Origin of the sequence: Nitrosomonas halophila, from assembly GCF_900107165.1 — a bacterium.
In the GTDB taxonomy this organism is placed as follows: Bacteria; Pseudomonadota; Gammaproteobacteria; order Burkholderiales; family Nitrosomonadaceae; genus Nitrosomonas; species Nitrosomonas halophila.
The window spans coordinates 1-25,512 of record NZ_FNOY01000001.1 but is presented as its reverse complement, the minus strand read 5'-3'; the positions used below and the strand labels follow the sequence as shown (position 1 = coordinate 25,512).

Genomic DNA, 25,512 nt, shown 5'->3' with positions numbered 1-25,512 from the left:
CACCAGTCTGAAGACAGGATTTTAACCAGGAGCACGCATGTTTGATAATTTAACCGAACGACTTTCCGGCGTAATCAAAACATTGCGCGGCGAAGCACGCCTGACCGAGAGCAATATTCAAGAAGCTTTGCGCGAGGTGCGCATGGCCTTGATCGAAGCAGACGTTGCCTTGCCAGCAATCAAGGTATTCATCGAGCAAGTCAAACAAAGAGCCATTGGCCATGAGGTCATGGACAGCCTGACACCCGGACAGGCTCTGATCGGCATTGTCCATCAGGAATTGATTGCCATTATGGGTGGAGAAAAGGCTGAACTGAGTCTGAACGTTGCCCCACCTGCCGTTATTCTAATGGCAGGGTTGCAGGGTGCGGGTAAAACCACCAGCAGCGGCAAATTGGCCAAGTGGCTGATGGAAGAAAAGAAGAAAAAAGTATTGCTGGTGTCTTGCGATATTTACCGCCCGGCTGCTATCGATCAGTTGGCCCTACTGGCCGAGCAGACGGGCGCCGAATTTTTCCCGGTACAGACTGGCCAGCAGCCAGCACAAATCGGCACCACTGCGCTGGATTATGCCCGCCGCCATCACCATGATGTCGTGATCGTCGATACCGCCGGACGCCTGGGGATCGACGAGGCGATGATGCAAGAAATCACGCAATTGGAACAATTGCTGAAACCGGTCGAAACGCTGTTTGTCGTCGATGCCATGCAAGGCCAGGATGCAGTCAATACTGCCAAGGCGTTCTCGGACGCCTTGCCCCTGACCGGGGTGATCCTCACCAAACTCGATGGCGATGCGCGCGGCGGTGCGGCACTATCGGTCCGGCATGTGACCGGCAAACCGATCAAATTCGCCGGGGTAGCCGAAAAACTGAGCGGACTGGAACCCTTTTATCCTGATCGCATGGCTTCACGCATACTGGGCATGGGGGATGTGCTGGGGTTGATCGAGGAAGCGCAACGGACTTCAGATAAGAAAGAAGCCGAGCGTTTGATGAAAAAAATGAAATCAGGCAAGGGATTTGATCTCAATGATTTCAGACAGCAATTTCAGCAAATGAAAAAAATGGGTGGCATGGGCGCCATGCTGGAAAAACTGCCCCATCAGTTAAGCCAGGCCGCGCAGAACATGAACGTAGACGAAAAAATCATCAATCGCACTGAAGGCATCATCAATGCCATGACGCCACAAGAACGAACCAAGCCAGAAATCATCAAGGCCTCGCGCAAGCGCCGAATTGCCACCGGCTCGGGCGTTTCTGTACAGGAAGTCAACCGTCTCTTGTCGCAGTTTGAACAAACGCGCAAGATGATGAAGATGATGAACAAAGGCGGCATGTCCAAAATGATGCGCGCAGTCAAGGGAATGTTTCCGCAAATGCGCTAAACCAGCAAGCCAGCGGCCCCTATCCTTGCGGCATGACATTTGACCGGAACCCCTCGCGAAGGAAGCTGAAGCTGCCATCTCCGAACGCCTCCCCCAACGGTCATAACCAGGACATAGGATCCGGTCAGCTTCCTAGCGGGCGTTCGCGGCACCCTCGATTCCCCGCACCGCATCTCCTGCTTGGATGCCCTTGGCGGCAAACCAGCCGGCATTCATCTCCAATGCATATTTAGCCGCTTTCTCGGCCCGGTGGGCCGTCAGCGTGTTGGGAGCCATCTCGGCGATATTGATGATGGCACCCGCCTCATCCAGAAAAGCCACACTCAGCGGCAAGGGGGTATTTTGCATCCACATGCTGTAAATGGCAGCAGTGGGAAAAACGAAGAGCATGCCATGATCCTCGGGCAGATGGGTACGGTGCATCAGCCCGGCTGCGCGCGTGGCCGATGTATTCGCGACCTCGGCTGTAATCGAATATTGCGCAATTTCAAGTTCTATAACGGGTAGCACGCCCTGACCGGCGTGGCTCAACGACAGCAAGCTGCTGGCAAGCAGCAACAAACCCGGCACAACAAGCTTCAGCATCTCCCCGTGCTCCCAAACCCTTGCTCGCCTCGTTGACTGGCATCAAAATTCTCCACCAGTGTGAAACTTGCCTGGACAACCGGCACAATCACCAGCTGTGCGATCCGCTCCAGCGGATTGAGCTCGAAGCTCGACTGTCCACGGTTCCAGCAGGAAACCAGGATTTGCCCCTGGTAATCCGAATCGATCAACCCCACCAAGTTCCCGAGCACAATCCCATGCTTATGTCCCAAGCCGGAACGCGGCAACACCATGGCAGCCAATCCCGGATCAGCCAAGTGAATCGCGATACCGGCTGGAATCAAGTATGTCTCCCCCGCCCGAATTTCCATTTTGTCATCGATACAGGCGCGCAGATCCAGTCCGGCCGACCCGGGTGTGGCATAGCTGGGGAGATAATCACGCAAGCGCGCGTCCAGTAATTTGATATCAACGTTCTTCATTGCATGCATGCTTCTTTGTATGTTGGTTGTATAAATGTGCGATGTGATCGATCAGTAGCCGGGCCTGCTGCATCTTGCCGGCTTTCGGCAAATGGTGGGTGCCCGCGTCGTCCAGCAGAATCAACGCATTGTCATCTGATCCAATCGCCAAGCGCGCATCGTTCGCGACAATCAGAGGCAGTTTTTTCTTTTTGCGTTTTTCGGCGGCATGCTGTTCGATGGCCTCGGTTTCTGCCGCAAACCCCACGCAGAAAGGTGCATTCGGCAGACTGGCCACATGCTGCAAAATATCCGGATTGGGCACCAAAGTTAATGTCAGATCGGCAGCAGTCTTTTTGAGTTTGTGCTCGAAAGATTCGGCTGGCCGGTAGTCGGCAACAGCCGCGATACTGATGAAAATATCGTTATCCTGCACCGCGTCTTTCACGGCGGCAAACATTTCAGCTGCACTGACGATGCTGATGCATTGATGAACCGCTGGCAGCGGCGAGCAAACCGGGCCGCAGATCAGCGTCACCTGCGCACCGGCATCACCTGCAGCCTGCGCCACCGCCAACCCCATTTTGCCAGAACTCAGATTGGTCAGCCCCCTGACGGCATCCAGCGCTTCAAAGGTTGGCCCCGCCGTGATCAAGACCCGTTTCCCGCTCAAGGATTTGGGTTGAAAGTGGCGATAAATTTCCGTCAGCAGTTCCCGGGCTTCCAGCATACGTCCCACACCGGTCTCACCGCATGCCTGTTGGCCGCTGGCGGGCCCCAGTACAGCGATATTGTCTTGTTGCAGTCTGGCAAGATTACGCTGGGTCGAAGGATTTTCCCACATCTGCAAATTCATGGCTGGCGCCACCCACAGCGGACAACTGCGTGCCAGGCAAAGGGTCGACAGCAAATCATCGGCCAGGCCATGCACGAGCTTGGCAATAAAGTCCGCGCTCGCTGGCGCGATCAGAATGGCATCCACTTCACGTGACAGGCCAATATGTGCCATATTGTTTGGAACGCTGTCATCCCATAGCTCGGTGTAGACTTTCTTGCCCGTCAACCCCTGCAATGTGGCCACGCCCACAAAACGACAGGCCGATTCGGTCATCACGACTTGCACCTGCATCTCTTCCTGCACCAGCAATCTAGCCAACTCCGCAGCCTTGTAAGCGGCGATGCCCCCTGTTATGCCCAGCAACAGGCGTCTCCCTGCAAGCGGACGCGCTAAAGCCATACCTGTCTCATCATATAGTTATCGAATATCCTAATCGTTAAAGCCAGCAAACCGGCTTCCGCCATAGGCGTCCCGGCTTGCACCTCTTCCCGGCCTTCTGCCAGCGCGACACAGAGCACACTTTGTGCCAGCCATCTGCCGCAGCGGGTTATTTCTCCCGCACTTCCCTGTTTCGCCAAACATAGCATTGATAGTGCGGCGCTATTCATTTTTTCAGAAATCAGCCGTTCCCATATGCAGTGTCATATAAACCTAACAGCAACCCATACCAAACCACGACCCACTGAGGTGGTTAGGGTAAGAGACTTCTTTTACAGGATTAAATTCCACATGGCAATTTCAGACTGGCCCGCCTCCGAACGCCCACGCGAGAAGCTGATTGAAAAAGGTGCTCCAGCGTTATCCGACGCGGAGTTGCTCGCCATTTTTCTGCGCACGGGGGTGAGCGGCAAAAATGCCGTCGAACTGGCACGAGAGCTACTCACCCATTTTGGCAGCCTGACAAAATTATGCAGCACCGATTTAGATGCGTTCAGTCAGCTACCCGGCATGGGTCCAGCCAAATTTGCCCAACTGCAGGCAGTGATGGAAATGGCACGGCGTGCGCTCGCCGAGGAAATCAAGAGTGGAGACATCATGGATTCTCCTCAGTCGGTACGCAACTATTTGCGTCTGAGCCTTGGCGGAAAGCCACACGAAATATTTGTCGGAATTTTCCTGGATGCCCGGCATCGCACCATTGCAACCGAAGAACTCTTCCGCGGCACCCTGACACAGGCGAGCGTATATCCCCGCGAGGTGGTCAAACGGGCTTTATTTCATAATGCCGCAGCCATCATCTTTGCACATAACCACCCCTCTGGGGTCGCCGAACCCAGTCAAGCAGATGAAACCCTGACCCAATCGCTCAAGCAGGCGCTGGCGCTGGTCGACATACGGGTACTGGATCACTTTGTCATAGGCAGCGAAGCAGTCGTATCATTTGCTGAACGCGGCCTGATTTAAATTGAAAAATCATTGCAAATCAGGCTATAATGCCCGACTTTAGTTTTCAGAATACAGGAGTATGTATCATGGCGCGTGTATGTCAAGTCACAGGTAAGCGGCCCATGAGTGGCCATCATGTTTCCCATGCCAACAATAAAACCAAACGTCGCTTCCTGCCCAACCTCCAGTCGCGTCGTTTCTGGCTGGAAAGCGAAAATCGCTGGATACGTCTGCGCCTGAGCAATGCTGCCCTGCGCACCATCGATAAAAACGGGATTGATGCAGTGTTGGCTGATATGCGCGCCCGTGGAGAGCACATCTGATTAATTGCTGCAAAGTTTTGAAAAAGGCATAAGCTATGCGTGAGAAGATAAAACTAGAGTCGTCGGCTGGAACAGGTCATTTTTACACCACGACCAAAAACAAACGAGCCAATCCGGAAAAACTGGAGCTCAAGAAATATGACCCGGTAGCAAGAAAGCATGTGGCATACAAAGAGACCAAGCTGAAATAACCTGAGCCTGCGCCCCAATAGCCAGTCCATCAGAGGCCAGTCCATCAGAGTCAGAAAACCGACAATAAAAAACCCGCCGAAGCGGGTTTTTTATTGTCTTGTATCATGCAAGACGATGGTTATGCATAGCAGCGCAGTCTGCGAGAAAAGTTTTGCAGAAAATCGATACCACTTTCTTCTGCACGGCGGCACCAGTCTTCCAATTGCTTGAGCAATTCATCCTTGGTCGCAGCAGAACGCTCCCATATCATCGAAAGCTCCTCTCGCATATGGTAGAGCTTGTCGAGCATCTGCGCATGACTCAACACCTGCGTCAGCTTATCCCGCTCTTCTTCCTTCAGGGTCTTGGCATCGGCCAATACCCAGTTTTTCAAGGTTGGGCCATCCACACCATGTTCTGCAGCAACCCCCTGCAAGTGTGCCAGCTCTTTACTGAAGGCCGCCTTCATGGATTGAGTATATTTGGCCAACACTTCATAGCGATGAGAAATGACAGCCTGCAATGTTTCCAGATCGCATTCGGTCTTGCTTTTGTTCAGTTGTAATTTGGGTGCGACTTTTTTGACCTTGGCCAGTCCCATTATTTCCAGTATTCGGATATACATCCAGCCGATATCGAACTCAAACCACTTATTGGATAATCTGGCTGATGTCGGATAGGCATGGTGGTTATTGTGCAACTCTTCGCCACCAATCAGGATTCCCCAAGGCGCGATGTTACGGCTGGCATCCTCCGAACGGAAATTGCGGTAACCCCAGAAATGACCGATACCGTTGATCACGCCGGCTGCCATCACCGGTGTCCACATCATTTGCACCGCCCAAATAGTCAGTCCGATCGGACCAAATAGCAGTACATTGATGACCAGCATCGACGCAATACCCGCTACGCTATGCTTGGTATATACGTTACGCTCCATCCAGTCATCGGGTGTGCCATGCCCATAGCGTTCCAGCGTCTCTTTGTTTTTACTTTCAATTTTGTAAAGCTCGGCGCCCTCGGCCAGCACCTTTTGGATGCCGAAAATTTGCGGGCTATGCGGATCATCTGCGCTTTCACATTTAGCGTGATGCTTCCGGTGAACGGCGGCCCATTCCTTGGTTACCATACCGGTCGTCAACCAAAGCCAGAAACGAAAGAAATGGCTGGGTATCGGATGCAAATCCAATGCTCTGTGCGCTTGGTGGCGATGCAAAAATATGGTGATGCTTGCGATAGTGATATGGGTAAATATCAGCGTTGTAACAATATATCCCCACCACGGCAAGTCAATTAAACCGGTTAATAATATCGATGCGATATCCATCTTGGTATAACCCCTCCTAAATAATTCCACTTTCTAACTAGATCAATCTAAAGAGATGTCATCCATTAGTCAAGGAATTTCATAATTTTTTTATAAACAATTGATAAGATTGAATCAATGTGCCTGATCCCAATTATTTCCCACACCTACTTCGACCCGCAGTGGGACATCCAGTTCGAGGACATTCTCCATTAGTTTGGGCAGATTCTCCTTGACCAGAGCAACCTCGCCAACGGGGACCTCCAGCACCAGCTCATCATGCACTTGCATGATGAGCTTGCTCTGCAGTTGCGCCTGCACCAACCATCCATGCACGGCGATCATGGCAAGCTTGATGATATCGGCCGCCGTACCCTGCATGGGCGCATTGATTGCCGCACGTTCCGCACCCATGCGCCGGTTGTGCTGACTGCTGCGAATATCCGATAATTGCAATCGCCGCCCCAGCACGGTTTTTACATATCCATTCTGCTTGGCTTCGGTTCGCGTGCGCTGCATGTAATCGGCCACGCCCGGATAACGGGCAAAATATCGATCGATGAAAGTACGTGCCGCCATGCGGTCGATATCCAGCTGTGCCGCCAATCCAAATTCCGACATGCCGTAGATCAGGCCAAAATTGATCACCTTGGCGTAACGGCGCTGTTCTGCACTGACCTGCTCGACCGGCACACCAAAAACTTCTGCGGCAGTCACACGGTGAATGTCTTGCCCCTCAGAAAAAGCCTGCAGCAGCCCCGCATCCTGGGAAATATGCGCCATGATGCGCAACTCGATTTGGGAATAATCGGCAGAAATGATCTGCCAACCTACAGGGGCGATAAATGCTTCACGAATCCGCCGGCCTTCGGGCGTACGGACGGGAATATTCTGCAGATTGGGGTCGTTGCTTGCCAGGCGCCCGGTCACTGCCACAGCCTGGGCATAATGCGTATGGACACGCCCGGTTTGCCGGTTCACCATTTGCGGCAATTTGTCGACATAGGTCGATTTGAGTTTGGCCAGACTGCGGTAATCCAGCAGAATCTTGGGCAAAGGATAATCCAAGGCCAGCCGCTGAAGCACCTCTTCATCGGTAGAGGGCGCACCCTTGGGCGTCTTCTTGATGACCGGCAGTTTGAATTGTCCAAACAATATTTCCTGTATCTGCTTGGTCGAATTCAGATTGAAGGCATGTCCGGCCATCGAATAGGCCTGCTGTTCGAGCGCCGCCAGTTGCCGGGCCAACTCACCGCCTTGCGCGCGCAGCAAGTCGACATCCAGCAACACGCCATGACGCTCGATATGGAACAGAATATCCAGCAGCGGCATCTCGATCTGCCGATAAATCTGCTCAAGATGGTCATCGCTGCGGATGGACGGATACAAAAACTGATGCAAACGCAATGCAATATCCGCATCTTCGGCTGCATAACGCGCAGCCCGGTCAATTTCCACCTGCTCAAAACCAATGCGTTTCGCGCCTTTGCCGGTCAGCTCATCGTAGTGAATAGTCTGCACACCCAGATGGCGGGTAGCCAAGCTATCCAGATCATGCGACTGATGCGATTCCAGCACATAGGATTGCAGCAATGTATCATGGACTATCCCGTTGAGCGCTATGCCATGATTGGCCAGCACATGCTTGTCATATTTCAGGTTTTGGCCAAGCTTGGCTTGATCGGGGTTCTCCAGCCAAGGCTGCAGCCGTTCCAGCACCCGCTTACTGTCCAGCTGCTGCGGCACACCCGGATAATGATGTGCGAGCGGCAGGTAGGCCGCCTGGCCCGGCTGTATGCAAAGTGACAGCCCCACAAGCCTTGCCTCCATGGGATTCAGGCTGGTTGTCTCGGTATCCACCGAGACCAGCTGAGCATGTTCACACTGCTGCAGCCAGTCCTCCAGCTGGGATTCGGTCAAGATGGTCTGGTAGTCCAGATCCAATTCGGTATGCGCTGGCTGTACGACTGCAGGATCGAGATCAGGCATGGCAGGATCACTGCCATTCGTGGCCTGGGTTTGCTTGAGCTCGCGCAGCCAGCTTTTGAACTCAAGGCGTTCGTAGAGTGCTGCCAGCTTTTCCGTATCCATGGCGTCCGTCACGAGGTTATGCCAGTCAATCTCCAGCGGCACATCACATTTGATAGCCAGTAACTTCCTCGAAGTCTCCAGCCAGGGCAGGCTTTGGCGCAGATTCTGGCCCACTACCCCACTGATCTCATCGGCATGGGCAATCAGATTATCCAGCGTGCCATACTTCTTTAGCCATTTGGCTGCTGTCTTGGACCCCACTTTCTCGACCCCAGGAATGTTGTCGACACTGTCTCCCACTAGCGCCAGGAAATCGATAATTTGGGCAGGGGTCACGCCAAATTTATCGAACACCCCCGATTCGTCCAATCGCTCGTTATTCATGGTATTCACCAATTGAATCCCCGGCCCCACCAGTTGAGCGATATCCTTATCACCTGTGGAAATAATGCATTGCACTTGCTCATTGGCAGCCAGCCTGGCCAACGTGCCGATCACATCATCGGCTTCAACACCCTCTTCCATCAAGAGCGGCCAACCCATCGCGCGTATACATTCATGCAAGAGTGCAATCTGCCTGGACAAATCCTCCGGCATCGGTGGACGATGCGCCTTGTACTGCGGGTAGATCTCATCTCGAAATGTTTTACCTTTTGCGTCAAACACACACGCGCTATAATCGGGGTGATACTCCTTGTGCAGGCGGCGCAACATGTTCAGCACGCCATAAATCGCGCCGGTGGGTTCATTGTGACGATTGCGCAAATCCGGTAAAGCGTGGAAAGCGCGGTACAAGTAAGAAGAGCCGTCGACCAACAAAAGCATTTTCATCAAAAAGGACCTTTATGAGCTTGCAAGCTAAACTGGCTAATGCATTGACCTTGGAAAAACCCTGGTCAGCCAAGGAATCATGGCGAGTTTTCGGGATCATGGCGGAATTTGTCGAGGGAACAGAACGACTGGAATGCATCCAACCGGCCGTCAGCATTTTTGGCAGCGCAAGAACGCACCCCGACCATCCACATTATAAATTAACCGAAGCGATTGCAAGACAATTGTCGGATGCCGGATTCTCGGTCATCTCCGGTGGCGGCCCGGGCATTATGGAGGCAGCCAACAAAGGCGCTTTTTTTGGCAAATCGCCGAGTGTGGGGCTGAACATTCAGCTGCCCCATGAACAACACCGCAATGTCTACCAGGACATCAGCCAAACTTTTCGCCACTTTTTTGCGCGCAAATATATGTTCGTCAAATTTGCCACCGCCTATGTCGTCATGCCAGGCGGATTCGGCACACTCGACGAATTGATGGAAGCGCTGACGCTGGTGCAAACCGGCAAGACCCGCAAGATGCCAATCATTCTTGTCTGCTCGGATTTCTGGCAGGGTGTGGTCGATTGGTTTCGTCAGGTACTGGTTGCAGAAGACTTTATCGCGCCAGAAGACATGGACCTCATCCAAATCATCGACGAGCCCACCCAGGTGGTCGATGCGATCTTCCGCTACTACGAAACATCCGGGTTTGAGCCCACGGCAACCGAGCGCGATATTCAGCTGAATCTTTAGGATAGGCTCAGATCTCTTTCCCCACAACCTGTTTAGATTTTCTATATTTTGGAGTGCCCTGCATGAGATCGGTGACCATCCTGCTGCTTCTTGCCAGTTCGATCTGGGCGACCTCATCGGTCCAGGCGCAACCCCGGCCACAGCCCGATGATTTGGTGCCTTTACCGGAATTACCCGACCCCCCCTCTGAAGAGGAGATCCCGCTGCCCGATCTGGGACTTGATCCATCCCTGGAGCCTGAAATCACCATACGCGAAGGCGAAGATGAAACAATTGAAGAATATCGCATCAATGGCCATCTTTACATGATCAAGATTACGCCACGAATCGGCAAGCCTTATTATCTGCTGAACCGCCGGGGTGCGGTTGGCGGCCCCCACCGGGGGGATATTATGGATTCCGATGTCAGTGTGCCAATGTGGGAAATTTTTCGCTTCTGATTCTCTTCAATGGCCTGCGTACATAATCCAAGCTTTTCCAAATTGTTCCAAACCGGCTGCTTTTAACCTGCTAACGCTTTTCTCATTGCTCCATTCATGTCTGTTTTTACTCCCGTCACCCAAACGCAACTGAGCAATTGGCTGCACAATTATTCACTGGGCACATTAATCGATTTACAGGGTATTTCATCAGGAATAGAAAACACCAACTACTTTGTCACGACCACACAAGGAAAATACATTCTCACCCTGTTTGAGAAACTGACCGATACTGAGCTGCCCTTCTACCTCAATCTCATGGCGCATCTGTCCAGTCACGGCATTCCTTGCCCCAGACCGGTTGCGCCGCATAATCGCGCTTTATTCAGCTGGCTGAACGGCAAACCCGCCTGCATTGTCACTTTCCTGCCTGGCCGGTCCATGCTTGACCCCACAGAGAAACAGTGCGCCCAGATCGGCGCGCTGCTGGCAAGAATGCACTTGGCCGGCCTATCCTATTCAGATCGAAATGAAAACCCACGTGGCCTGGACTGGTGGCAAGCAACGGCCCAAGACATCAGCCCTTTTCTGGCACCGGCTGAGCATGAGCTGCTTGAGGCGGAATTGGAATACCAGGCCGCACACCCCACGGGCAGGCTCCCGCAAGGCATCATTCATGCAGATTTGTTTCGCGACAACGTTCTGTTTACATCTTCCGGCATCGGTGGCATTATCGATTTCTATTTTGCTTGCAACGATGCGCTGCTCTACGACCTCGCCATTACCGTCAATGACTGGTGCATGCTCGGAAATGAAATGCTGGATAAGGCACGCACCCGGGCATTTATAGTGGCCTATCACACCATCCGTCCATTAAATGCTGAAGAGCACCATGCCTGGCCGCAGATGTTACGTGCCGGAGCACTGCGCTTCTGGATATCGCGCCTGTATGATTATCATTTGCCCCGCCCGGGTGAATTGACACACAAAAAAGACCCAGTGCATTTTAGAAAAATTCTGGAATATCATTTGACCAACCCGAGCATGTTGCCGCATCTCTAGCTCTGAAACCGATTTTCAAACACGGTAGAAACATGATTTGTGTTTCTAGGTATTCTGCTTACCGGCTCGTCCTGACACCTATCAATGCTCGCAGATGAGTCGTTTTACATTACAGGAGGAACATACAGATGGATGCGCGATATGTACGCGGCAAACAGGGATTACAGTGGATAGTAAGCGGTTTCTATTTTTTTCGCCAGGCGCCCCTCAACTGGATATTGCTATGCTTCACTTACCTGCTGATCGGTGCCACGCTCGGCCTTATCCCGCTGCTGGGAAGTTTTGTCGGCACACTGACCATGCCGGTCTTTGTGGCCGGCATCATGGTCGGGTGCAGACAACTGGATCTGACCGGTAAGCTGGACCTGGGATACCTATTTGTCGGTTTCAAAAAGAACACCTCGGCACTGATCACGATAGGTGGACTCTATCTGATTGGCGATGTCCTGATCATCGGTGTTTTCATGCTGCTTGGAGGAGATGCTGTCGTCGACATGTGGCTCTATGGCAAGCGTTTCGACGAGAGCGAGTTGCCTGCGGTGATGGATGATGCCTTGTCCGCCTTTCTATTTGCCCTGCTGCTCATCATCCCGCTGTTAATGGCCGTCTGGTTCGCCCCCATGCTGGTAATGTTCGAGAATATGCCGCCCGTCATTGCCATGCGCAAAAGCTTTTTTGCTTGCCTGAGAAATATCTTTGCTTTCCAGATATATTTCATCACGCTGCTTTTTCTCGCTTTTCTGGCATCAATCCCCTATGGACTGGGCTTCATTTTATGGTTCCCGGTCACCTTCGCCTCCGTATACGTGAGTTACAAGGATCTCTTTCACTACGATGAGGATAGCAACACGGATTCCGCCCCAGACGAGCATAAGAACAAAGAGGACACCAGTCAGATAGAACAGCGCTAAACCGGCATCCCGATGATGGGAATACCGCTATAGACAGGGTTAGTTCAACAAGCACGCAACTGTTGACCTAACCCTGTCTTCAGTCAGCGGGTTGGAACAGCCAATCCAGGAGCCAGGACCGGCAATACTCACAGAGGCGTCAGTTTGGCATACGCAAGTGAAAGCCATTTGGTGCCAGCATGGCTAAAACATACCTGCACCCGCATATCCGCCCCACTTCCCTCGTAGTCAATAATGGTACCCGGCCCGAATTTCGTGTGCGAGACCTGCTGACCGATCCGCAGGCCCGGCGCATGCGCAGCCATAGCGGCCACGGATCGGCTGGATGCATTGCTCGCAGTGCTTCCTGCCGCACGGCGGACAGGTCTGGCATCATCTGCCGGACTCATAAAAAATGGCTGTGACCCGATGTCTGCTCTGGAATCTGGCCGCAGCCTCTTTAGCAAATCACCGGGAATCTCTTCAACAAATCGTGACGGCACATTCACCCGCGTCTGCCCATGCAACATGCGGCTCTGGGCGTGACTCAGATATAAGCGCCGTTGCGCGCGCGTCATCGCCACATACATGAGGCGCCGCTCCTCTTCCAGGCCATTTGCCTCATGACGGCTATTTTCATGAGGAAACAACCCTTCTTCCAGGCCGCTGATGAAGACTGAATGAAATTCCAGCCCCTTGGCTGCATGCACTGTCATCAGCTGAACGGCATCCTGGTAACTACCAGCCTGATGCTCCCCCCCTTCCAAGGACGCATGGGAAAGAAAAGCCAGCAGACTGTCATCCTCAGACTCGTGCACGAAACTGGTTGCCGCATTGATCAATTCCTTCAGATTTTCCAAGCGTTCGGCGCCTTCGCGCTCGGCCTGATAATGCGCCATCAAGCCACTCATCTCTCCCACATGGTGAACGATTTCAGGCAACGACAGGCCGGCACAGGCCTGCTGCATGGTCTGTATGAGATGCACAAAACCCGCGACACTCTTGCCAGATGCATTTGCCCGGCGCGCCGCTGTGTCTCCTGCTCCATCACATCGCTTCAGTGCTGCCTGCCATAGACTGCTGCCTGCGGCACCGGCCTCTTCCTGCAGCTGCTCCAGTGTCCGGGCACCAATGCCTCGCGCCGGAAAATTAATGATGCGCAACAATGCATGATCGTCATCCGGGAAAGCAATCATACGCAAATAGGCGAGCGCATATTTGATTTCTTGCCGGTCAAAGAAGCGCATGCCACCGTACACCCGGTACGCAATCGATGCATTAAACAGGCTGTGCTCCAGAATCCGTGACTGAGCATTGGAACGATAGAGGAGCGCAATATTCGAAAGCGCCAAGCCATCGGCCTGCAATGCCTTGATCTCATCCACAATAAAGGCCGCTTCCTCAATATCCGTGATCGCATGATAAACACGAACCGGCTCGCCATGCCCCTCAGCAGTCCATAGATTTTTGCCCAGGCGCCCATTGTTATGGCTGATCAATATATTGGCTGCATCCAGAATATTGCCATGTGAGCGATAATTCTGTTCCAGTTTAATGACTTTGGAAATCGCAAAATCCCGCTCCAGATCTTTCATATTGCCGACATGCGCACCCCGGAATGCATAAATACTCTGGTCATCGTCACCAACAGCGAAAATAGCCGCCCGCTGTGGCGAATCTGCCCCCGCCAGCAATTTGAGCCATTTGTATTGCAAACGATTGGTGTCTTGAAACTCGTCGACTAAAATATGATTGAAACGCGCTCGGTAATGATCGCGCAAAAGCTCGTTGCGGCTCAGCAACTCGTAACTGCGCAACAGCAATTCGGCAAAATCGACAATACCCTCACGGGTGCAGATCCCTTCATAAATCTGATAACACTCGGCAAGCTTGCGCCGGTAGCTGTCCTGTGTCTCGACCCGGGATGCGCGCAAGCCCTCCTCTTTGGCACTGTTGATAAACCACTGAACCTGCCTGGGTGGAAAAGATTTTTCATCCAGCGAACGTTCCTTCAACATGCGCCGAATGACTGCCAGCTGGTCTGCCATGTCCAGTATCTGGAAAGCCTGGGGCAACCCCGCATCCTCAGCATGCATGCGCAACATCCGGTTGCACAAGCCATGGAAAGTACCGATCCACATGCCGCGTATATTGATAGGCAGCATGGCGGCAATGCGCGTGATCATTTCCCGGGCGGCCTTGTTGGTGAAGGTCACAGCCAGGATGTTTTGCGGATGCGCCTGACCGGTCTGGAGCAAATGAGCGATCCGAGTGGTCAGTACCCGTGTCTTGCCACTACCGGCACCCGCCAGCACCAATGCGGAATGGTGTGGCCAGGTGACGGCTTCGAGCTGTTCCGGGTTCAGGCCGGAAAGTAACGATGTCATATGAATGGAAGCAATATTCGAATTTCCTGCACAGCAACCAGCGTGAAACAGGAAAATCATGAATGTTACTTTTTGCTTTTTGTGACCAGATCCAGAATCAGCGGTGTCAGAATCAGTTCGATCGCCATGCCCATTTTGCCACCCGGCACGACAATCGTGTTCGGACGGGACATGAAAGAATCGCCGATCATATTGAGTAAGAAGGGAAAATCCACGCCATGATAATCACGGAAGCGAATGACAACCATGCTTTCATCCAATGAGGGAATTTCACGCGCGATGAAAGGATTGGAAGTATCTACCGTTGGCACACGCTGGAAATTGACATGCGTGCGCGAAAACTGCGGCGTGATGTAATGCACGTAATCATGCATGCGGCGCAAAATGGTATGGGTCACGGCTTCGGCAGAGTAGCCTCTGGCCGCCGTATCCCGATAAATCTTCTGGATCCATTCGAGGTTGACGATGGGCACCACACCCACCAGCAGATCCACAAATTGCGCCACATCGGCGGTGTCGCTTTTTACACCCCCATGCAGGCCCTCGTAGAACAGCAAATCCGTGCCCGGTTCGATCGATTTCCAGGGCGTAAAGGTGCCTGGCTTCTGGTTGTAGGGCGCAGCTTCCTGATCGTTGTGCAAATACAAGCGTGTTTGACCGGAACCCGTTTCGCCATACTCTCTGAAGAGCGTTTCCAGCTTCTCGAATTCATTCGCTTCCGGGCCGAAATGACTGATTGGCCGTCCGCCCCCTTTCTCTGACGCCTCAACCGCCTGCTTCATGGCCTCCCGGTCGTAGCGATGGAAACTATCCCCTTCCACAACAGCCACTTTCAATTGCTCGCGGCGAAAAATATGCTCAAAACTGGTTTTGACTGTGGAGGTACCAGCGCCGGACGATCCGGTCACGGCGATAACAGGGTGCTTTTGCGACATTTGTTGCTATCTCCTTGAATATAATAAGATCAATTAAGAATACTGGTTTAACGGTTTTGCGTATAAATGTAGCGCGAATGATACTTGTTTTTAGGCCGTTCTTGGTAGGTATTCTATAACTCTTTGAACAAAATAGGAATTTATACCCTATGGTTTTCCTGGTATAAACGACTATCCACTACGGATGAGAAAAGAATAGAGAAGAATAATTGCCCGGTACAGGCCTATGCTGCCGCTCAAGCATGATTATTTGAAGCAGCGAGGATGCTTTCCTGCCGCATTCGCCTGTTGTTGTAGCTGCAGCGCTCTCGGCAAGCGGGCTTGCAAATCCTGGATACGCGTGTTGTGAGAAGGATGGGTGGAAAGAAATTCGACGGGTTGCGGCCCCTGACTGGCTTGGGTCATTTTTTGCCAGAGGGTGATGCTTTCTGCCGGATTGAATCCTGCCTTGGCCATCAAATCTAGGCCGATCATGTCGGCCTCGCTTTCGTGCAGCCTGCTAAACGGCATGATGATGCCATACTGCGCGCCCACTCCCAGCAGACCGATAGCCGTCTGCCCCATGGCAGTCTGTGGCGCGGTCACGGCTTGAATGAGGGTGAGCCCCATTTTCGTACCCACTTGCTGGGACATCCGCTCGTTGCTATGCCGGGCAAGAACATGCCCGATTTCATGGCCGATGATGGTGGCCAGCTGATGCTGGTTGTCTACCAAGTCAATTAAACCCGCATGCACACCGATTTTTCCACCCGGCAATGCGAATGCGTTGAGTGAACGGTCCTCGAAGACGACCACCTCCCATTCGCCGCCGACTTCCCTGGTCAGCGCATCCGTGACACAACGGACAAATTCGATCTGCGCCGTGTTGCGGCTCACTGGATTTTCCCGTTTGAGCGTTTCAAAGGCCTGCAGCCCCATGCTATTCAATTCGGCATCCGGCATGAATGCGAACTGCGCTCTGCCCGTAGGCGATGTCGCGCAAGCGGCCAGGATAAGTGCCAAACATAAATTAGTGAATAGCTTCATTTTATTTGTACCAGCGAATCAGGTTATTTGCGTAATCAAAACTATCATATAAGGATAAAAAAGCAAGCAAATATTATGAATTTCCCGCCGGGCAGGCAACGGGTCAGCGCCGGAAGGGCATCATGAGAATATTGGCCAAGCGGCTGCATAAACCCGGATCGCGCCATTCAGCCAGACCGATTGTCATGCCGATGTGACCGGCCTGTGGCTGGGCACGATAGGTGCCGAATATTCTGTCCCAGATGGCGAGATTGAAGCCAAAATTACTGTGCATTTCGTGTGGCACAGTTGAATGATGGACGCGATGCATATCGGGCGTCACAATCAAAATTCGTAGGCGGCGATCTATCGCGCCAGGCAAGCGGATGTTGCTATGATTGAACATAGCCATCGCATTGAGAATGATTTCAAAGAGCAGCACACCCCAGGCAGAAACACCAAAAAGCAGGATGGCACAGAATTTGACCAGCATCGAAAGCAGCATTTCGAGCGGATGGAAACGCGCGCCAGTCGTGACATCGATATCCAGATCAGCATGATGCACACGATGCAAACGCCACAGAGGCGCATAGCTATGCATCACGAGGTGCTGGCCATATATGACCAGATCAAGCAACACCAGGCTCAAGCCAACCATGAGCCAGGCCGGCAATTCAAGCTGATTGAACAAGCCCCATTGATTGCTCGCGGCATAAACCGCCATGCCGGTGCCTGCCACAGGGAAAGCCAGCCTGATCAGAATGGTATTCAAAACCGTCAGCGACAAATTGTTACGCCAACGCAGCCATTTGGAAATGGTCAACTTGCGCCTGGGCGCATAGACTTCCCAGGATGCCATCAGGATCAAGATGCCGAGAAAGCATCCCGCCCGGATCAGGGCTTCCTGCTCGGCCAGCATGGTTCAGATTTGCAGGCTATTCCTGCGCACCCATCTCCAGCGCCAGCTTGCGGGACAATTCGGCAGCTTCCTCGGAAACCTGTTGCTCCAGCCAGCCGGCAAGATGCCTGTGAGTGATGTCGCCAAGAACCTGGATCCAGTCAGGATGCTCATTGAGACAGGGAATATAATGAAAGTCTTCACCACCCGCTTCGATGAAAGCCGCTTTTCCCTCGATAGCAATCTCTTCCAGAGTTTCCAGACAATCCGCCACAAAGCCGGGACACACGACATCAACCCGCTTGAGCTTTTGCTTGCCCAGCTCCTTGAGCGTTTTCGAGGTATAGGGACCCAACCATTCCGAAAAACCAAAACGCGACTGAAAGCATACCTGGTATTGATCGCTCGTGAGCGCCAATGCCTCCGCCAGCAGCCGGCCTGTTTTCTGGCATTCACAATGATATGGATCGCCCAGGTCCAGCGTCTTGCGCGGCACGCCATGAAAGCTCATGATCAGCTTGTCCGGCTGGCCATGCTTGTCCCAATATTCACGAACATTCTGGGCCAGGGCTTCGATATAGCCGGCATCATCATGGTAGTGTTTCACTGTACGCACAGCCGGAATGTTCCGCATGCGACGCAACTCGGAAAATACCCCGTCCATTGCACAGCCGCTGCTGCTGGCGGAATATTGCGGAAACAGCGGCAAAACCAGAATGCGATCACATCCTCTTTCTTTCATCCGCTGCAATCTCTCTGCGATCGATGGCGCCCCGATCATCATGGCATATTCCACCACCGGTGCCGGTTTGATGCGCTCTTCCAGTAATTGCAACAGCAATTCAGTCTGGCGCTCGGTGTGTACTTTCAGTGGCGAGCCCTCCGGCATCCAAATCTGCGCATATTTCTCCGCCGATTTCCTGGGGCGTGTGTTGAGGATGATGCCGTTCAGGACGAACCACCACAACCAGCGTGGCAGCTCGATAATCCGCGGTTCGCTGAGGAATTGCTTGAGATAGGGCCTCAAAGCCTTGGCTGTCGGCGCATCGGGTGTGCCCAAATTGATCAGCAAGACACCGATCCGGTTCATCGAGCCATGTTGGTAGGCGGGTTCAGGTTGCATTATTTGCTCGCTTCGATAATGATTAGAATCGATCTTCAATGTTGCGCCAGATTACTCGAAAACAGCCTGGCTGTGATATCAACAATCGGAATAATACGTTCATAGGCCATGCGCCGCGGACCAATCACACCCACTGTTCCCACCACTTCCCCTTCTATTTCGTACGGAGCCATCACCACGCTCACTTCTTCCAGCACCGTGGCATCAGACTCGCCGCCAATGAAGATTTTCACGCCATGCGCCTGACGGCTCAGCTCCATCAGTTGCAGCAATTTTGATTTCCGCTCGAACAATTCAAATAGCTTCTTCAGACCTGCCAAATTCTCGGACAAATCCCGGATATCCAGAAGCTTGTGTTCCCCGGAAATGATCACCGTCTCGCTGCTCTCGCGGAAAGCATCGCTGCCAGCCTCAATGGCCGCATTCATGAGGCGAGTCATATCATGACGCAATTGCACCAGCTCGCGCTGTATGCGGGTCCGGATTTCTTCAAGGGTGCAGCCCGCATAATTCTGGTTGAGAAAATTCCCAGCCTCGATCAAATCAGACTGGCTATAGACCGAATCCGTAAAAATAATCCTGTTCTGAACATCGCCTTCCGGCGTCACCAGAATCAGCAGGATGCGTTTCTCGGTCAATGCCATAAACTCGATATGCCGGAACACTGCCCCACCTGCTCTTCTGGGCGTCATGACCACCCCAACAAACTGGGTCAGATCTGAAAGCAACTGTGAAGTCACATTGGCCAGCCGCGAGGGATTGTCCGGATGCATCTGATTGGCCAGGGTAGTGATCTGCGTCTCATCCAAAGACTTGACGATCAGCAGGGAATCAACAAAGAAACGATAGCCAAGCGCTGTCGGCATGCGCCCGGCAGAGGTATGCGGGCTGGCGACATAGCCCATCTCCTCGAGATCGGTCATCACATTACGGATAGTGGCCGGGCTGAGATCCAGACCTGAAAATTTGGCGAGTGAACGCGAACCAACTGGTTGTCCCTCATGGATATAACGTTCAACCAAAGTTTTAAGTAGTATTTTTGCACGTTCATTGAGCATCGGTTTATTCTACACCAATAGGTGCCGTCAGATGGGTGGCCACGAAGTTAAAATTGCCCAAGTTTCAGATAAGGGCACATTTAACATTTATCAACTTACTTTTACCTTTAGTAGCTGCTGCGTTAATATTCTCAAACTTGTGCTCCACTTGGAAATGCGCACCACAATCCGCCCACGGGCAATTCCTGACCACTCATTTAATTAAACGAACTTATTTCAAAGTCGAAGGCAGATGGCCATTCCATTCAAAACAATTGCATTGATCGGCAAGCACAAAAACCCGGATATTACGACACCTTTGCTAAGTCTGGCACAATTTCTCTCCGAGCGAGATCTCAACGTAGTATTGGATGTCCTGACTGCCGCCCATATCGAGGATCTTGCCTACCCAGCCTTGACCCTGGAACAAATTGGCAAACAGGCAGATCTGGCGGTCGTAATCGGCGGTGACGGCACAATGCTCAATATTGCCCGTGCACTGGTTTCATACAATGTCCCCCTGATTGGAGTCAACCAAGGGCGACTGGGATTTCTGACAGATCTGACTGTCGAAACCATGTACGACACGCTGGCTATGATGCTGGAAGGCCAGTACGTTGTGGAAAACCGCACGCTGCTGGCAACCGAGGTCATGCGCAACGAGGAATGCGTTTACAAGGAACTCGCTTTCAATGATGTTGTACTGCACCGTGGCGTGAGTAGCGGCATGATTGAATTTGAAGTGCGCATTAACGATGAATATGTGTATTCGCTGCGCTCGGATGGCTTGATCGTGGCCTCACCCACCGGTTCAACTGCCTACGCCCTCTCGGCTGGCGGGCCGATCCTGCATCCTGGGCTAGACCTGATGGCGTTAGTCCCGGTCTGCCCACATACCCTGAGCAATCGCCCCATCGTGGTCGGCGCCGATGCAGTGGTTGATATCAAGGTTCATTACACGACCGAAACCAAAATCTACGCCGACAGCCATTCCTGGTTTGATCTCGGTGAACATGACCGGGTTGTGGTCCGGCGCTACCCGGAAACAGTCAGGCTGATGCATTCCATCCATTACAGCCATTACCGCATGCTGCGAGAAAAGCTTGGCTGGAGCGGCATTCTGCAGAAAAACGGCGGCTGATCAGCAACCATGCTTCTGAGCCTGTCTATCCGTGATTTCATTATAGTCGACCGCATAGAGCTGGTTTTCAAACCCGGCTTTACCGTACTCACCGGCGAGACCGGTGCTGGCAAATCGATTCTGATTGATGCCTTAGTACTCACATTGGGTGGGCGGGCCGAAACCGGACAAATCCGGCATGGCTGCAAACGCGCGGAAATCACCGCAGAATTCGACCTGCACGCGCTCTCTGCCGCCCAAGCCTGGCTGCATGCCAATGCGCTCGATGCCACACCGGACAGCTGTATACTCCGCCGGGTGATTGAAGCCAATGGGCGGTCACGCAATTTTATCAATGGCACCCCGGTCACCCTGCAGCAACTGCGTACCATAAGCGAGTGGCTAATCGATATCCATGGGCAGCATGCCCATCAATCATTGCTACAAAACCAGAAACAGTGTGAACTGCTTGATGCCTGGGCCGGCAAAACCGAGCTCGCCCGACAAGTGGCCGCCGCTCACCGGCACTGGCAGGCGCTTCATCGCCAAAGACTCGCCTGGGAAAAACACCGTTCTCAAAGCCTGCAGGAACATGAGCACCTGACATGGCAGGTGCAGGAATTGTCTTCCCTGAATTTCTCAGCAGAAGACTGGCAGGCGCTTCAGGCCGACCATAACCGATTGGCGCATACTGCAAGCTTGCTGGAAACCGCACAATACAGCCTGGAAGCCTTGTCCGAAGGAGAAACAGCCGCATTGTCCCAGATCAGCTCAGTGACCAGCCGTCTACAGGCCTTGATCGACATCGATCACACCCTCGAACCGATCTGCGCCCAGCTGGAATCAGCACAGGTTCAGCTGCAGGAAGCCGCCTATGAACTAAAACATTACCAGCAGCGCCTGGATCTGGACCCGCAAAACTTGCAAGCAGTGGAAACCCGCATGGCAGCCATTCACGGCACGGCCCGCAAGTACCGCATCAGCCCCGAAGCCATACCCGAGCTGCTGGCAACTGCACAACAACGCTTACAGATACTGGAAGGCGTGGTCGACGGCGCAACCCTCATCAATGCCGAACAAGCTGCCTGGAACGAATATGCACAACTCGCGGGCACATTAAGCAAAGCGCGCCATGCCGCCGCCAGCCATCTATCCAGATCGGTGACAGAAATCATGCAAACCCTGGCGATGGCCGGCGGCCGCTTTGAAGTTGCCTTGACAGCATTGCCAGAAGGCGGCCAACATGGCCTGGAGCAAATCGAATTTCAGGTATCGGCGCACCCTGGCTTACCCCTGCGCCCATTGAACAAGGCAGCATCTGGCGGCGAACTCTCCCGGATCAGTCTTGCAATCCAGGTCATCACCAGCCAAAGCGGCATCACACCCACGCTGATTTTTGATGAAGTCGATGCAGGCATCGGCGGACAAGCGGCGGAAAAGGTCGGGAAGCTGCTCAGGCAATTAGGCCAATCGCGTCAAGTAATGTGCATCACCCATCTAGCCCCGGTAGCTGCCATGGGCGATCAACACTGGCAAGTGTCCAAAGCCACTGGCACCCAAACCGCACCCTCACCCACCACCCATATTCTGAATCTGGACCCGCCAGCAAGAATCGAGGAAATCGCCCGCATGCTGGGGGGTGAAACAATCACCTCGGTCACGCGCACACATGCGGCAGAAATGTTACAAAACAACCGGCCGGGCGAGCAATGATTCCGGGAATCTTGCTTGACCGCTATTTTATATGACTCAACTTTAGACATCCAGCCCCCATCCTTGCGTCACCCGAACGGCGACACAAGGATGGGTAAAACTAACGAAATTGATGCTACTTGCTGCTGACGGTGCTGCTACACCCGCAATCTCGGATCGCCGCGTTGTTTGGGGAAGGTGAATATTGAGGACTTAGCATCGGCCAGGTTGCGGTCAATCGCCACAAATGCCAACGTGCTTGCAACCATCTTTTTCATTCCCTCAACGCGTAGAAAATCCTGCAAGGTGGCTTTGTCGTACTGAAAGCCTTCGCCCGGTTCCATACTCTTCTTGGCGATGAACTTGTAGAGCATGCTCTGATGGAGGACATAGCGGACCACATTGTTCTCGTCGAGCACCGGTATGCGCGACACTTCGCCTTCTTTAAGGGAATCGACCAGTGTTTTGATCATTAACTTCTCTTCACCCTGCTCCGGCTCCAACTTTTTGTACTTGATAGCACCGATGGGCACCATGACATCTTTGACCTGGCGTTGACGCAGTTTCTCAAGTTGTGGGTTAAATTCTCGAACTGTATCCCGGACAGATTCGCTGGCAGTCTGAAAATTGTCTTTTGAGAAATAGAAGGCCAGCACAGCCCCAACCCAGGCGCCAAACAACGGCAGTAAACCGTTAAAGATATTCTGCGACGTCTCTTTTAGGGCATTTGGGTCAAATATGGCCACTACTAAAATAGCCATGGCCGCCAGAACCAACAGAACGGCAAGGCTGCCATAAATCATGCATTTGGCAATTCGATCACGCGTATTCTTGGTGCGGGTGTGCTCGCCATTCTTTTCGTCTGGGTTACGCATGAATCACCTCATCAGCAATTTTTAGCCCGGCATGCCTGCCAATTAAGATTGACCAGAAAAAAATTAGCGGCATAAAGACAAAATCATATCGTCATATTTTTTTGTCAGAACACATTAATGAAAAATGCTGACTAATAAAATACGTGCCAACACTTATGCAAACAACATGGGATTAAATGATACAAACCACCAGGGAATTTAATTCTTGACGGTCCTGCCATTGTCAATTGTTGGCCCTGTCAATTGTTGGCCCTTGCCATTCGCTAGTAGTTGGCATCTAATAACGGCATTAGCCGCTAAGGATGGTGACCTTCCTACAGAGGACTTTCACCTCATTAGTTCATGCCCATGCTGGGCGTACACAATTCATTCAAGCCGACGCCGCTTCGCAACGCGGCTTAATTCAGTCGTTCGGTGCCTAGCACTCCGTTCCGTCAATTAGCTTACAAATGAAATCGATGGATTCGCCTGCCAGGCTAGGCGCAAACCGCAGTCATAGCCGTAGCCATGGCGAGGATTTGCAACAACGCATGACAGGCGAAGGCGCGATTTCATGTAAGCGGTTTGGCGGAACGGAGTACTAGAACATCAAGGGAACCGGGATGGGAAAATACGATAAAATAATGGAGAAGCTCCTACGAGGCACATCAGATGCAAATATTGCATTTGATGATATTCGAGGAATGCTGCTTAACTTAGGGTTTGATGAACGAATTCGCGGCAGCCATCACATCTACCGAAAGGAAGGCGTTGAGGAGAAGATAAACATCCAGTGGTCCGGAAACAAGGTCAAGCCCTACCAGGTAAGGCAGGTTCGCGAGATAGTACTGAAATATCACTTGGCAGGTGAATAGTCATGTATAAGTATGAAACGATCATTTATTGGAGCGATGAAGACCAATCTTTCGTCGCAGATGTGCCTGAGCTGCCGGGTTGTATGGCGCATGGCGCCTCTCCGGAAAAGGCGCTGGAGAATGCTCAAGAAGCCATGCACCTATGGATTGATACGGCACGGGAATTTGGGGATCCCATTCCTGCACCTAAAGGGCGCCGGCTTGTCTATGCATGAGGCACAGAATAAGGCGCTACACTCGGACGGAAATTCCGCTGCGCCCCATCGCCGCCGGTGAGCTTCGTCGTTAGTGCGCCGCGCAAAGCGTGGCGTATCTGGTCGGGTGCAAGTCCCGGCATGGTAAGGGTTAACCACCCACCATTACCGAGTGTTGCGCCTCTGGCGGAGCGGTGACTGTGGTGCAAGCTACGGCACGCGCGAACAAAAGAGGTGAAGCGTACACAGGGTATGTTATAGGCCGGATGGGGTCGCAGCCCCTTAGAGTTGGTATCGCTTCGAAAAGTCGTTCCGGATTGGTCAGCGTGGTAACGTGCGTGAAACCTAAATGGACTGGGCGTATTGGTGAGCCTGGAAAGAGCCGGCGGAGTTCTCAAGCTACGGCATGTAACAAGAGATGCGTCATGAACGCGGGAGATCCCGAATGCTCCTAAGGAGAGGTAAAGTGTCCAGAACTGCGACAAACAGAAATGGCCTTGAAGGCGTTCGAGAAGTCGGATCACCTCATAGTACTCCGAGACGGTAGAGCCGATCACATGGAGAAGGGGGTGACAATCATACGAAGACTGCAAAGGCAACTCGCGCCGGACAAAGTCGGGCCGGAGCACGTCGAGCCAACCTTCTTGCAGGCATTATCCATCAAGGCGGGTACTGCGAAAGCCCACCGATTCCAAAACCTCTACGGCAGTTTGAATGAATCCTTGCTGCATGAAGCCTGGCACAACCTGAACAAACGGGGTGCGCCTGGTGTCGACAAGGTGACCATCGCCCAGTATGGAAAGAACCTGGGAGAGAACATCAAACGGCTGGTAGAGCGTCTGAGGCGGGATGAATACCGAAGCCGGTTAATCCGGCGAAAGTATATCCCCAAGGGGTAGAGTAGAGAACAGGCTTGCGCCTGCCCTCCCTCATCAAACCGTGCGTACAGTTCTCCCGTACACGGCTTTCCGATGTTCTTCATGCCGAGGCATGCGCCGATTTCCAGC

The 25,512-nt window shown here is 52.7% G+C and carries 25 protein-coding genes; 13 read left to right on the top strand and 12 right to left on the bottom strand.

The window, feature by feature from the left end; translation table 11 throughout:
• The first annotated feature begins 37 nt into the window (after positions 1-37).
• Positions 38-1,387 carry a signal recognition particle protein gene (gene ffh / locus BLV85_RS00130; protein ID WP_090410872.1) on the top strand — a complete coding sequence of 450 codons (1,350 nt, stop codon included), beginning with the start codon at positions 38-40 and terminating at the stop codon, positions 1,385-1,387.
• 132 nt (positions 1,388-1,519) lie between these two features.
• Here the strand turns inward: ffh and BLV85_RS00125 are convergent, their stop codons facing one another.
• From BLV85_RS00125 to coaBC, 3 genes are read right to left on the bottom strand one after another with little or no spacing between them, the layout of a single operon-like run.
• Positions 1,520-1,972 carry a DUF192 domain-containing protein gene (locus BLV85_RS00125; RefSeq protein ID WP_090410870.1) on the bottom strand — a complete coding sequence of 151 codons (453 nt, stop codon included), beginning with the start codon at positions 1,970-1,972 and terminating at the stop codon, positions 1,520-1,522.
• Entirely contained in the window at positions 1,966-2,415 is a 450-nt protein-coding gene (gene dut / locus BLV85_RS00120; RefSeq protein ID WP_090410868.1) for a dUTP diphosphatase, read from the bottom strand. The genes BLV85_RS00125 and dut overlap by 7 nt, the downstream gene beginning before the upstream one ends.
• Positions 2,402-3,631: a bifunctional phosphopantothenoylcysteine decarboxylase/phosphopantothenate--cysteine ligase CoaBC gene (gene coaBC / locus BLV85_RS00115; RefSeq protein ID WP_090410865.1), complete on the bottom strand. Its 1,230-nt coding sequence runs from the start codon at positions 3,629-3,631 to the stop codon at positions 2,402-2,404. Before coaBC ends, dut begins: the two co-directional genes overlap by 14 nt.
• A 330-nt stretch (positions 3,632-3,961) precedes the next feature.
• Here coaBC and radC point away from each other — a divergent pair, with 330 nt between their 5' ends.
• The 3 genes from radC to rpmG all read left to right on the top strand — a co-directional run bounded on the left by radC (position 3,962) and on the right by rpmG (position 5,132).
• Positions 3,962-4,636, top strand: a complete 675-nt coding sequence (radC, locus tag BLV85_RS00105) for a RadC family protein (RefSeq protein WP_090410861.1) — start codon at positions 3,962-3,964, stop codon at positions 4,634-4,636.
• 68 nt (positions 4,637-4,704) lie between these two features.
• A complete protein-coding gene (gene rpmB / locus BLV85_RS00100; RefSeq protein WP_090410859.1) occupies positions 4,705-4,941 on the top strand; it encodes a 50S ribosomal protein L28 in 237 nt (78 codons plus the stop codon).
• 35 nt (positions 4,942-4,976) lie between these two features.
• Positions 4,977-5,132 carry a 50S ribosomal protein L33 gene (gene rpmG, locus BLV85_RS00095; protein WP_090410857.1) on the top strand — a complete coding sequence of 52 codons (156 nt, stop codon included), beginning with the start codon at positions 4,977-4,979 and terminating at the stop codon, positions 5,130-5,132.
• A gap of 119 nt (positions 5,133-5,251) precedes the next feature.
• On the opposite strand, the gene BLV85_RS00090 is transcribed toward rpmG, so the two are convergent.
• On the bottom strand, positions 5,252-6,439 hold the full coding sequence (locus tag BLV85_RS00090) for a DesA family fatty acid desaturase (RefSeq protein WP_090410855.1): 1,188 nt from the start codon (positions 6,437-6,439) through the stop codon (positions 5,252-5,254).
• Between the two features lie 114 nt (positions 6,440-6,553).
• A complete protein-coding gene (gene polA / locus BLV85_RS00085; RefSeq protein WP_090410854.1) occupies positions 6,554-9,280 on the bottom strand; it encodes a DNA polymerase I in 2,727 nt (908 codons plus the stop codon).
• 14 nt (positions 9,281-9,294) lie between these two features.
• Here polA and BLV85_RS00080 point away from each other — a divergent pair, with 14 nt between their 5' ends.
• The 4 genes from BLV85_RS00080 to BLV85_RS00065 all read left to right on the top strand — a co-directional run bounded on the left by BLV85_RS00080 (position 9,295) and on the right by BLV85_RS00065 (position 12,406).
• On the top strand, positions 9,295-10,014 hold the full coding sequence (locus BLV85_RS00080; RefSeq protein ID WP_090410852.1) for an LOG family protein: 720 nt from the start codon (positions 9,295-9,297) through the stop codon (positions 10,012-10,014).
• A 62-nt stretch (positions 10,015-10,076) separates the two neighbouring features.
• Positions 10,077-10,454, top strand: coding sequence for a DUF2782 domain-containing protein (locus BLV85_RS00075; protein WP_090410850.1), 378 nt, complete (start codon positions 10,077-10,079; stop codon positions 10,452-10,454).
• 96 nt (positions 10,455-10,550) lie between these two features.
• The gene (locus tag BLV85_RS00070) at positions 10,551-11,495 is read left to right on the top strand and encodes a homoserine kinase (RefSeq protein ID WP_090410848.1); all 945 of its coding nucleotides are present in this window, start codon (positions 10,551-10,553) and stop codon (positions 11,493-11,495) included.
• 128 nt (positions 11,496-11,623) lie between these two features.
• The gene (locus tag BLV85_RS00065; protein ID WP_090410846.1) at positions 11,624-12,406 is read left to right on the top strand and encodes a BPSS1780 family membrane protein; all 783 of its coding nucleotides are present in this window, start codon (positions 11,624-11,626) and stop codon (positions 12,404-12,406) included.
• A 128-nt stretch (positions 12,407-12,534) separates the two neighbouring features.
• Here BLV85_RS00065 and BLV85_RS00060 read toward each other — a convergent pair whose 3' ends face one another.
• The 6 genes from BLV85_RS00060 to hrcA form a co-directional block, all read right to left on the bottom strand.
• On the bottom strand, positions 12,535-14,772 hold the full coding sequence (locus BLV85_RS00060; RefSeq protein ID WP_090411022.1) for a UvrD-helicase domain-containing protein: 2,238 nt from the start codon (positions 14,770-14,772) through the stop codon (positions 12,535-12,537).
• Between the two features lie 65 nt (positions 14,773-14,837).
• Positions 14,838-15,707 (bottom strand): phosphoribulokinase, encoded by an 870-nt coding sequence (locus BLV85_RS00055; protein ID WP_090410844.1) that lies wholly within the window; start codon positions 15,705-15,707, stop codon positions 14,838-14,840.
• Positions 15,708-15,953: 246 nt separating this feature from the next.
• Positions 15,954-16,733 carry a M48 family metallopeptidase gene (locus BLV85_RS00050; RefSeq protein WP_090410842.1) on the bottom strand — a complete coding sequence of 260 codons (780 nt, stop codon included), beginning with the start codon at positions 16,731-16,733 and terminating at the stop codon, positions 15,954-15,956.
• 103 nt (positions 16,734-16,836) lie between these two features.
• Positions 16,837-17,631: a sterol desaturase family protein gene (locus tag BLV85_RS00045; protein ID WP_090410840.1), complete on the bottom strand. Its 795-nt coding sequence runs from the start codon at positions 17,629-17,631 to the stop codon at positions 16,837-16,839.
• Between the two features lie 16 nt (positions 17,632-17,647).
• Positions 17,648-18,733 carry a ferrochelatase gene (gene hemH / locus BLV85_RS00040; RefSeq protein ID WP_090410838.1) on the bottom strand — a complete coding sequence of 362 codons (1,086 nt, stop codon included), beginning with the start codon at positions 18,731-18,733 and terminating at the stop codon, positions 17,648-17,650.
• Positions 18,734-18,768: 35 nt separating this feature from the next.
• Positions 18,769-19,791, bottom strand: a complete 1,023-nt coding sequence (gene hrcA / locus BLV85_RS00035; protein WP_090410836.1) for a heat-inducible transcriptional repressor HrcA — start codon at positions 19,789-19,791, stop codon at positions 18,769-18,771.
• Between the two features lie 232 nt (positions 19,792-20,023).
• Here hrcA and BLV85_RS00030 point away from each other — a divergent pair, with 232 nt between their 5' ends.
• Both BLV85_RS00030 and recN read left to right on the top strand, forming a co-directional pair.
• On the top strand, positions 20,024-20,911 hold the full coding sequence (locus tag BLV85_RS00030) for an NAD kinase (protein ID WP_090410834.1): 888 nt from the start codon (positions 20,024-20,026) through the stop codon (positions 20,909-20,911).
• 9 nt (positions 20,912-20,920) lie between these two features.
• Positions 20,921-22,603, top strand: a complete 1,683-nt coding sequence (gene recN, locus BLV85_RS00025; RefSeq protein ID WP_090410832.1) for a DNA repair protein RecN — start codon at positions 20,921-20,923, stop codon at positions 22,601-22,603.
• Positions 22,604-22,740: 137 nt separating this feature from the next.
• Here recN and BLV85_RS00020 read toward each other — a convergent pair whose 3' ends face one another.
• Positions 22,741-23,457 carry a hypothetical protein gene (locus tag BLV85_RS00020; RefSeq protein ID WP_090410830.1) on the bottom strand — a complete coding sequence of 239 codons (717 nt, stop codon included), beginning with the start codon at positions 23,455-23,457 and terminating at the stop codon, positions 22,741-22,743.
• A gap of 602 nt (positions 23,458-24,059) precedes the next feature.
• Between BLV85_RS00020 and BLV85_RS00015 the strand changes: the two genes are divergently transcribed.
• From BLV85_RS00015 to BLV85_RS00005, 3 genes are all read left to right on the top strand, one after another.
• Positions 24,060-24,311: a type II toxin-antitoxin system HicA family toxin gene (locus BLV85_RS00015; protein WP_090410828.1), complete on the top strand. Its 252-nt coding sequence runs from the start codon at positions 24,060-24,062 to the stop codon at positions 24,309-24,311.
• Positions 24,312-24,313: 2 nt separating this feature from the next.
• A complete protein-coding gene (locus BLV85_RS00010) occupies positions 24,314-24,526 on the top strand; it encodes a type II toxin-antitoxin system HicB family antitoxin (protein WP_090410826.1) in 213 nt (70 codons plus the stop codon).
• A 548-nt stretch (positions 24,527-25,074) separates the two neighbouring features.
• Entirely contained in the window at positions 25,075-25,404 is a 330-nt protein-coding gene (locus BLV85_RS00005; protein ID WP_176973870.1) for a hypothetical protein, read from the top strand.
• The last annotated feature ends 108 nt before the right edge of the window (positions 25,405-25,512 follow it).